Source organism: Simiduia sp. (assembly GCF_058345725.1).
The window spans coordinates 1-5,209 of the sequence record NZ_JBTUOC010000039.1 but is presented as its reverse complement, the minus strand read 5'-3'; the positions used below and the strand labels follow the sequence as shown (position 1 = coordinate 5,209).

6 protein-coding genes are annotated in these 5,209 nt (G+C 58.0%); 2 read left to right on the top strand and 4 right to left on the bottom strand.

What is annotated here, in order from left to right; all coding sequences use genetic code 11:
- The first annotated feature begins 313 nt into the window (after positions 1 to 313).
- Entirely contained in the window at positions 314 to 802 is a 489-nt protein-coding gene (locus ACW8F6_RS09560; protein WP_491575638.1) for a 2TM domain-containing protein, read from the top strand.
- 36 nt (positions 803 to 838) lie between these two features.
- Entirely contained in the window at positions 839 to 1,195 is a 357-nt protein-coding gene (locus ACW8F6_RS09555) for a VOC family protein (protein WP_491575637.1), read from the top strand.
- An 81-nt stretch (positions 1,196 to 1,276) separates the two neighbouring features.
- Here the strand turns inward: ACW8F6_RS09555 and ACW8F6_RS09550 are convergent, their stop codons facing one another.
- The 4 genes from ACW8F6_RS09550 to ACW8F6_RS09535 form a co-directional block, all read right to left on the bottom strand.
- Positions 1,277 to 2,248, bottom strand: a complete 972-nt coding sequence (locus tag ACW8F6_RS09550) for an SMP-30/gluconolactonase/LRE family protein (RefSeq protein WP_491575636.1) — start codon at positions 2,246 to 2,248, stop codon at positions 1,277 to 1,279.
- A 41-nt stretch (positions 2,249 to 2,289) separates the two neighbouring features.
- Positions 2,290 to 4,086: a GGDEF domain-containing protein gene (locus ACW8F6_RS09545; protein WP_491575635.1), complete on the bottom strand. Its 1,797-nt coding sequence runs from the start codon at positions 4,084 to 4,086 to the stop codon at positions 2,290 to 2,292.
- 92 nt (positions 4,087 to 4,178) lie between these two features.
- Positions 4,179 to 4,817 (bottom strand): thiol:disulfide interchange protein DsbA/DsbL, encoded by a 639-nt coding sequence (locus ACW8F6_RS09540; protein ID WP_491575634.1) that lies wholly within the window; start codon positions 4,815 to 4,817, stop codon positions 4,179 to 4,181.
- Between the two features lie 163 nt (positions 4,818 to 4,980).
- Positions 4,981 to 5,209, bottom strand: a 229-nt coding sequence (locus ACW8F6_RS09535; protein ID WP_491575633.1) for a c-type cytochrome, incomplete at its 5' end; no start/stop codon positions are given.

Here is a 5,209-nt window from a genome sequence, read left to right as displayed (position 1 = left end):
CGCTCTTCCGATCTGTCTGAATGCGCAAATCGAGTATGTCCTGCGCGATGCCCTGGTAAAAACCGGCCGGGTAAAGCTGGTGCAACGGGTAACCACCGAGCTGGAAGACGCCGAGCCCGGCGCCAACAGCCCGCCCGACACCTAGAAATGGCGGCCAGCGGTTGGCTACCGCAGCCGCCAGCAGGTGCCATTTACCTGTCAACTATCACTTCTAACCTATTGAATTATAAAGCATGTCATGTAACTGTCGGGTTTTCGACGTGGTACCGGCAGGGCCCTTTTCCCACTATGGTTGCCACAGCAAGGAGGACACATGATTATCCGGAAGTTACGTTTACAAAAGGGTTGGTCGCAAGAGCAGTTAGCCGAAGTTTCAGGCCTTTCTGTACGCACTATTCAGCGCATAGAGCGCGGCCAAACACCCGGCCTGGAAACCGTGAAGTCCCTCGCCGCTGTATTTGATGTTGAACTTTCAGCCTTACAGCAAGAGGAAAAACCCATGACCCCTGAAAACTTAAATACGCTACACAAGAACATGACGGAAGATGAAAAAGACGCGCTCGAATATGTGCGCGACTTAAAAGGCTTCTATTCCAACCTGGCCAGCTACCTGATATTCATCACGTTCCTGCTGTTTATTAATCTGGCCACCAACCCGGGTTATCTGTGGGTTATTTGGCCGGCGCTCGGTTGGGGTATTGGCGTCGCCATACACGGTATGAACGTGTTTGAAGTGACCAATTTCTTCGGCCAGGATTGGGAGCGCAAACAAGTGGAAAAGCGGTTGGGCCGCAAGCTCTAAGTAACAAACCCTTCAAAAATGCCAGGAGGCGCGGCCATGGCCGACCATGAAAAGCTGAATTATGTTGAATTCCCGGCCGCCGACCTGGCCGCAACGCAGGCGTTTTTCAGCGCCGCCTTCGGTTGGCGTTTTACCGCCTACGGCCCGGACTACACCGCCTTTGACCACCAGGGTCTGGAGGGCGGTTTTTACCGCGCCGAGCTCGCCTCCGTCACCAACCAGGGCGCTGCACTACTCGTCTTTTACAGCACTGATCTCGCCGCCACGCAGGCAAAAATCGTCGCCGCCGGCGGCACTATTAATAAAGCCACCTTCAGTTTCCCCGGCGGTCAACGGTTTCATTTTCTGGAACCCAGTGGCAATGAGTTTGCCGTTTGGTCCGACCAACCCTGATCCGGCCGCGTCGCTCAAGCTGGACGCGCGCATTGCCCCCTATTGCAACAGGCGTCCGAGGCAAGCTTTGCTAGCAGTGGCTTAATCGCCACTGTAAACCGCGGCCGGCAGCCCTGTAACTCCCGGCCTGAGTGCAAATAAGCCGCCGGCCAGCGGCTGTCCCGCCAACTGGGCGTCCGCGAGCGCCCAGCGCGCCGTGGTGATAAACAAAATGTCTCGCTCGGGCCCGCCAAAACAGCAGGAAGTGATGTTCGACACAGGCATCGGCACTCGCGCCAACACTTCACCTGCGGGCGATAGGCGCGTTAGCTGACCCCCAAAAAAATGGCACAACCAGAGGCAGCCCTCGCTATCGGTGGTCATGCCATCTGGGTAGCCATGGGCATCGGGTGTGCGGTAAAACACCCGCTTGTTTGCCAGCTGTCCCGCCTCGGAAACATCGAAGGCAAAGGTGGTGCGGGTTGTGCTGTTGGTGTGGTAGAGCGTATCGCCGTCGGGGCTAAAGGTGGGGCCATTGGTGATGCAATAGCCGCCGTCGGCCCGCGTTACCGCGCCTTGTTGCACACAGTAAAGATGGCCGCTGTCCGCCTGCTCGCCGTCGTCCATGGTACCGGCCCAGAAACGCCCCTTGGGATCGACCTTGCCATCGTTAAACCGGTTGCTGGTGGGCTCCTGGCCCAAACAGCGCTGATCCAGGCTGACTATCGACGCCAATTGCGGCAAAAACTCGACGTCTGCATTCACCCACAACCACGCCAAGCGGTTGCGGCAGGTGGCCAGCAAGCGACCCGGCACCTTAGTTAAGGCAAGACTCGTGACAGTCTCCGAAAGTGGCCAGCTGTGCTGTTGGCCAGTACGCCACGCGAGCCTGTGTAGCTTGCTCGCCTTAATATCCAACCAGTAAAGGCACTGTTCATGCGGCTCCCACAGTGGACTCTCGCCCAGTGTGGCGGCGGCCGACCAAAGGCAGGTTGGATTGGCCAGGGTATTGTGTAGGTTGTTGTTCGGGTGTGGGTACGACGCTTCAGCTCTGGGCGGAATAACAGGGTTCATTTGGCAACTCAATCGACCTTATAGTTTATAAGACTATAATGTCATACCTCGGCCGCTGCGTCATCCACCAGGCAACGATTGCGCCCCGCAGCTTTCGCCTTGTACAGGGCTTGGTCTGCCCGGGCAAACAGCTGGCTGCCGGTGTCACCCGCTCGGGCCTGCGCCAGGCCAGCGGAAAAGGTGATGGCCAAATGCTGGTCTTTGAACTTGAACTTGGTGGCAGCCACCGCCGCGCGGATGCGCTCCATTTTCGTCAGGCCATCGGGGCCTTCGGTTTCCGGAAACAGCACCACAAATTCTTCGCCCCCGTAGCGCGCCATAAAATCCACATCGCGCAGTTGTTTTTGTATGGCGTTGCTCACCACCTTTAACACCCGATCGCCCACTTGGTGACTGTAGTCATCGTTAAATTTTTTGAAGTGGTCTATGTCGCACACCACCAGGGTGAGCGCCCGGTTGTAGCGCCGGAAACGCTCTATTTCGTGGTGCAGTCGCTCGTTGTAGGCCTCGCGATTGGGCAGGCCGGTGAGGTTATCGGTGCGCGCCTTCTGGCGCTGCGATTCGAGCTCCGCCTGGCGCTGCTGCGCCTCCTCGCGCAACTGCGCAATGGTTTTTTCCAGGGCTTGTATTTTCTGAACGGCCCCATCTTCTGCCGCGCGCGCATTTTTGCGCTGACTGATGACACTGGCCAACGATTGCACGCGCGCCTCGATCACCTGCTTGAGCTCAGTCACATCGGAAATAGACTGGATCGCCTGATCAAAGGCACCCACTTCGCTGTCCAGATCAATGATCAACTGCTCCTCCGCGTTAACGACTGCGCTGGCGGCTTCCACGGCGCTGCCCGCCATGGTGATCATTTGATTTATTTGCTCCAGTAGGTGCAGCAAATACTGCCGATAATCTTGCTTGGCATTGATAAGTAGTGCCATGACCAAGTCGCGGATATCTTCTAGCGTGGGCACCAGCTCATACCAGTTCAAGCCCTTGTCGATCCGGGTTTTGGCCGCCTCCGCTTTGTCCGCCACATTGGGCTCTGGCTCTATTTGGGCCAGCAAATCACCCAGCACCCGCGAGATGCGATCGCTGATTTTACTAAAGGCGGGCTCGTGCACCGGCCCACTGGGGTGCTCAATCAATTCGCCGCTTATGCCCATGGCGGGGCCGGTATCGGCCGCCGGGGCTGGCCGGGGCTCATTGTCGGACTCTGTACCGGGTTTTGTGTCGGGTTCGGTGCCGGCCGCTGGCGTGTGCGCTGTCTCGGCGTCGGATACCAGGATCTCGTCGGCCTGCGTGGGCTCGGCCTCGGCCGCACTTGACGCCGACTGCTCGGCGGCTGCACTGCGACCAAATAGACCCGCCAGCAAACCGGGCTTGTCGCCCGCCGCTTGCACCGGCACTGGTTTGAGATTGCTTAGCGCCTCGAGTACCGGCGCCCACTCATTGGCAAAAGACTGCTTGGCGAACAGCTTGTGCGCGAGTTTCAGGTTTTTCTTGCTGGCGCCATCGAGCGGAAACGCGCTGAGGGCCGACTGCACCTCGGCAAGGGCTGATTTTTCGCGTTCGCGGGTTAGACTCAGCTGGCGTTGAAAGTTATCCAGGGTTTGCTCCAGCAAAGCCAGTTGACCCGGCCTGCCCCAGGCCTTGCGCTTGGCTTGCTGGTACACGGGATTGAGCCCATCGGCCAGTTGCTTGTCCAGCAGTGCTGCGGTGCGCGCCAGCTTCTCGATGGCCTGCTGCAACTCCTCGGTATTGTCGCCGCGCTTGCTTTCATTTTCGCGCAGGAGGTCGCGGTATTTTTTCTTCCAATAGGCCGCGTCTTTTTGACTTGAATCCACTGCACTTCCTTAACATGTAAGACATGCTCTCCAGTGTAGTCAGCGGCCACAAAAAAGGGGCCCTGAGGCCCCTTTGGATAACTAATTGGTACTCACTGCGCGCGCTCGGCGCGGATCTTTTCAATCAGGAAGTCTGCCACATCCAACATTTGCTGCTGGCCACCGGCGGCCTTGGTGGAAATGCGGTATTTGCCGTCCACGACCAGCTCTGGGGTGCCCGTGATGCGGTAGCTGCGCGCGCGGGCATCGGCCTGGCGCACCTGACCGGTCACACCAAAGGAGTTAAACACCTTGGCAAACTTGTCTGCATCAACGCCGTTGGCCGCAAACAGTGCCGAAATTTCCGCCTCGTCAGCCAGGCGCTGCTTGCGCACATTCATAGCGTCAAACAATGGCTCGTGCAGTTGCTCCAAAACGCCCAGCGCCTTGGCGGTGTAAAACGCGCGCGCGTGCAGTTCCATGGGTTTGTTCCACATGGCGGGCGAGCGCACAAAGGCAACATCTTCAGCCAGGTTGGCTTTCCAGGTTTTTACCAGCGGCTCGAAATGAAAACAGTGGCTGCAGCCGTACCAAAACACTTCCGTGACTTCGATTTTATCGGCATCGGCGGTGCGCACGGGGTTGTCCAGCACCGTATAGTGAGTTCCCGCTTGATACTTAGCGGGCGCCTGAGAGTCGGCACAGGCCACCAAGGAAACCAATAGACCCACCAAGGCCACTACAATACGCATAACGTCACTCCAGTTATTTAAGTTTGGCTGAATTATTCGGGTTTCGGGCGCGGCGCGCAAGGCCGATGCCCGGCTTTAAGCACCACTCTAGGCAAGACGAGCTGAACCCAGGCTTAACCCAATAAAAAAGGCGACCTGAGTCGCCTTTTTACACTAAACCGGCTTAGGGGTGCAGGCCGGCAATGTAGTTGGCCAGCGCACTGATTTCAGCGTCGCTCAGTTGTGCCGCCACATCGCGCATGATTTTATTGTCGCCATCGTTGGTGCGATTGCCGGCGCGGAAGTCTTTCAACTGCTTTTCAATGTACGCAGCGTGCTGACCGCCCAGGCGTGGGTAGGCGGCGGGCGCATTGCCGGTGCCGCCCGGCGAGTGGCAACCCAAACAGGCCGGC